Origin of the sequence: Streptomyces sp. NPDC059456, from assembly GCF_042750055.1 — a bacterium.
Taxonomy (GTDB): Bacteria; Actinomycetota; Actinomycetes; order Streptomycetales; family Streptomycetaceae; genus Streptomyces.
On the sequence record NZ_JBHYVA010000060.1, the window covers coordinates 787 to 3,750 of the forward strand.

4 protein-coding genes and 1 tRNA gene are annotated in these 2,964 nt (G+C 72.8%); 3 read left to right on the top strand and 2 right to left on the bottom strand.

Features of this window, described 5'->3' with window-relative positions; translation table 11 throughout:
• On the top strand, window positions 1-826 hold an 826-nt coding region (locus ACFXA3_RS08470; RefSeq protein ID WP_385183775.1), incomplete at its 5' end, for an amidohydrolase family protein.
• Window positions 827-904: 78 nt separating this feature from the next.
• A complete protein-coding gene (locus tag ACFXA3_RS08475; protein ID WP_385183778.1) occupies window positions 905-1,561 on the top strand; it encodes an SDR family oxidoreductase in 657 nt (218 codons plus the stop codon).
• Between the two features lie 7 nt (window positions 1,562-1,568).
• Here the strand turns inward: ACFXA3_RS08475 and ACFXA3_RS08480 are convergent, their stop codons facing one another.
• Window positions 1,569-2,006 (bottom strand): DUF3574 domain-containing protein, encoded by a 438-nt coding sequence (locus ACFXA3_RS08480; RefSeq protein WP_385183779.1) that lies wholly within the window; start codon window positions 2,004-2,006, stop codon window positions 1,569-1,571.
• A gap of 134 nt (window positions 2,007-2,140) precedes the next feature.
• Window positions 2,141-2,222, bottom strand: a tRNA-Tyr gene (locus tag ACFXA3_RS08485).
• Between the two features lie 201 nt (window positions 2,223-2,423).
• Here ACFXA3_RS08485 and ACFXA3_RS08490 point away from each other — a divergent pair.
• On the top strand, window positions 2,424-2,912 hold the full coding sequence (locus ACFXA3_RS08490; protein WP_030298135.1) for a YajQ family cyclic di-GMP-binding protein: 489 nt from the start codon (window positions 2,424-2,426) through the stop codon (window positions 2,910-2,912).
• The last annotated feature ends 52 nt before the right edge of the window (window positions 2,913-2,964 follow it).

Here is a 2,964-nt window from a genome sequence, read left to right on the forward strand (position 1 = left end):
GCGCGGTCTCACCGACCTGACCGCCGTCGCCGTGCCCCGCCTGCTGACGGGCACGGCGGGAGCCGACGGGCTCGCCATGTTGCGGGACGCCGTGAAGATGGGCGCCTCCGTCATCGGCGGCTGCCCGGACCTCGACCCCGACCCCACGGGCTTCCTCGAAGCCGTGCTGGAGCTCGCCGCCGAGCACGGCTGCCCCGTGGACCTGCACACGGACGGTGACGATCCCGGCCGCCTGGCCCGGCTCGCGGCGATGGCCGGCGGGCTCCGGCCGGGGGTGACGATCGGCCCCTGCGGCGGGCTGTCGCGGCTCCCGCTGGACGTGGCGAACCGGGCCGCCGACCAGCTGGCCGCGGCCGGCGTACGGGTGACCTGCCTGCCCCAGGGCGACTGCGCGGCCCTGGAGCGGCGCGGCCTGCGCACCGCGCCCGTACGGCTGCTGCGGGCCGCCGGGGTCCGGGTCGCGGCCGGCAGCGGGGCGCTGCGGGACGCCGGGAACCCGGTCGGCCGCGGCGACCCGCTGGAGGCGGCGTACCTGCTGGCGTCCCAGGGCGGACTGCGGGCGGGCGAGGCCTACGCGTCGGTCAGCGCCTGCGCCCGCGAGGCCATGGGGCTGCCGGAGGTCCGGGTGGAGGCCGGGTTCCCGGCGGAGCTGCTCGCCGTGCGCGGGGACCGGATCGCGGGCGTGCTGTCGCTGGCGTACAGCAGGATCGTGATCCACCGCGGCCGGGTGGTAGCCCGGACGAGTGCCGTCAGGGAGTACTGCGACTCGGCGGTCGCCGTGGCCCTGGACCTGCCCCGGCAGGGCCGTACGGAGCCCGGCCCCTGACCGTTCCGCCCCGTTTTGCCGGGGCGCGGGCGGGCCCGTTCGCGGGCGCGGGCGCCCGGCTCGTCGTACGGTCGGGGCATGCGCATCGTCATCGCGGGTGGACACGGTCAGATCGCGCTGCGGCTGGAGCAGCTGCTCGCCGCGCGCGGGTACGAGGTCGCGGGCATCATCCGCGATCCGGAGCAGGGCGACGACCTGCGGGAGTCGGGCGCCGAACCGGTGCTCTGCGACCTGGAGTCGGCTTCGGTGGAGCACGTGGCGGGTGTCCTGCAGGGCGCGGACGTGGCGGTGTTCGCGGCCGGCGCCGGCCCGGGCAGCGGTGCCGGGCGCAAGGACACCGTGGACCGGGGTGCGGCGGTGCTGTTCGCGGACGCGGCCGAACGGGCCCGGGTGCGGCGCTTCCTGATGGTGTCTTCGATGGGCGCGGACGCGCACCACGAGGGCGATGACGTCTTCGACGTCTACCTGCGCGCCAAGGGCGCGGCCGACGACCACATCCGCACCCGCCTGGGCCTGGAGTGGACGGTCCTGCGGCCCGGCGCGCTGACCGACGACCCCGGGACGGGGCAGGTGCGGCTGGAGGCGCGGACGGGCCGCGGGGCGGTGTCGCGCGACGACGTGGCGGCCGTGCTGGCGGAGCTGGTCGAGACCCCGGCGACGGCCGGACTGACGCTGGAGCTGGTCGAGGGGTCGACGCCGGTCTCGGTGGCCGTCAAGGACGTCGCGGGCAACTGAGGGGCCCTCAGAACTCGGCGGTCACCTTGTCGTCGGAGCGCCCGACGGAGTCCTGCTGGTACTGCTCCTCGTAGGCCTGCCGGATGCGCTCGATGCGCGTGCTGCGCTCGTCGGCCTCCTTCTCCGGGTAGAGCAGCACGACCTCGTAGGAGGTCTCGCGGATGACCTTGCCGCCCCGCTGCCACTGGCCGCGACCGCCGAGGAGGGTGAGGCCCTCGGGGAAGGCGGGGGTGATCTCGCGGTCCAGGAACCGCATGAACTCCTGCTCCGCGACGGGGGCCCGGCCGCCGGGGCGCTCGGTGCCGAAATAGAGCGTGGTCTCCTGGTAGGGCTCGCCCACGTGGCTGTGCAGTGCGGCCCCGACCAGGGCCGGGATGCTTGCTCCGAGGAGGGCGAGGAGCACGCCTCCGCCGACCTTCCCGCGCGTGTCAGAAATGAGGTTCACGTCCGGAGAACGAACAGCGGACCAGGACGATGCGGCCGCCCACCCGCCCTGCGCCGAACGGCGGTACGGGGGACGCGGCATGCGAGAAGACCCCCGTCACTGCGCTTCCGCAGTAACGGGGGTCTCACATCGCGTGGCGGCGCCAGGGTTCGAACCTGGGTAGGCTGAGCCGGCAGATTTACAGTCTGCTCCCTTTGGCCACTCGGGCACACCGCCAAGAGACGCTGCCATTTTTTCCGCCTTCCGGCGGCGCTCCCTGGCAACGACGTAAACGATACCCGATGCTCGGGGGTGCTTCACCACCGGATTGATCAGCCCTGCGGGTGTGCGCGGTGGCTAGGCTTTGCGGAGCGGTCCGGGGATGTCCGGCCGCGCCCTCCGGGGCACATGACAGCCGACTTCAAGGAGCCACAGCACATGGCCGACTCCAGTTTCGACATCGTCTCGAAGGTCGAGCGGCAGGAGGTCGACAACGCCCTCAACCAGGCCGCCAAGGAACTCTCGCAGCGCTACGACTTCAAGGGCACCGGCGCCACCATCGCCTGGTCCGGCGAGAAGATCCTGATGGAGGCGAACTCCGAGGAGCGCGTCAAGGCCGTCCTCGACGTGTTCGAGACCAAGCTGGTCAAGCGCGGGATCTCGCTGAAGGCGCTCGACGCCGGCGAGCCGCAGCTGTCCGGCAAGGAGTACAAGATCTTCGCCTCCATCGAGGAGGGCATCTCCCAGGAGAACGCCAAGAAGGTCGCGAAGATCATCCGGGACGAGGGTCCCAAGGGCGTCAAGGCGCAGGTGCAGGGCGAGGAGCTGCGCGTCAGCTCCAAGAGCCGTGACGACCTGCAGGCCGTCCAGGCGCTGCTCAAGGGCAAGGACCTGGACTTCGCGATCCAGTTCGTGAACTACCGCTGATCGCGGTCCTTCCCTCCCTGCCGTCCGGCGGCCCGGCGGTCCTTCCCAGGAC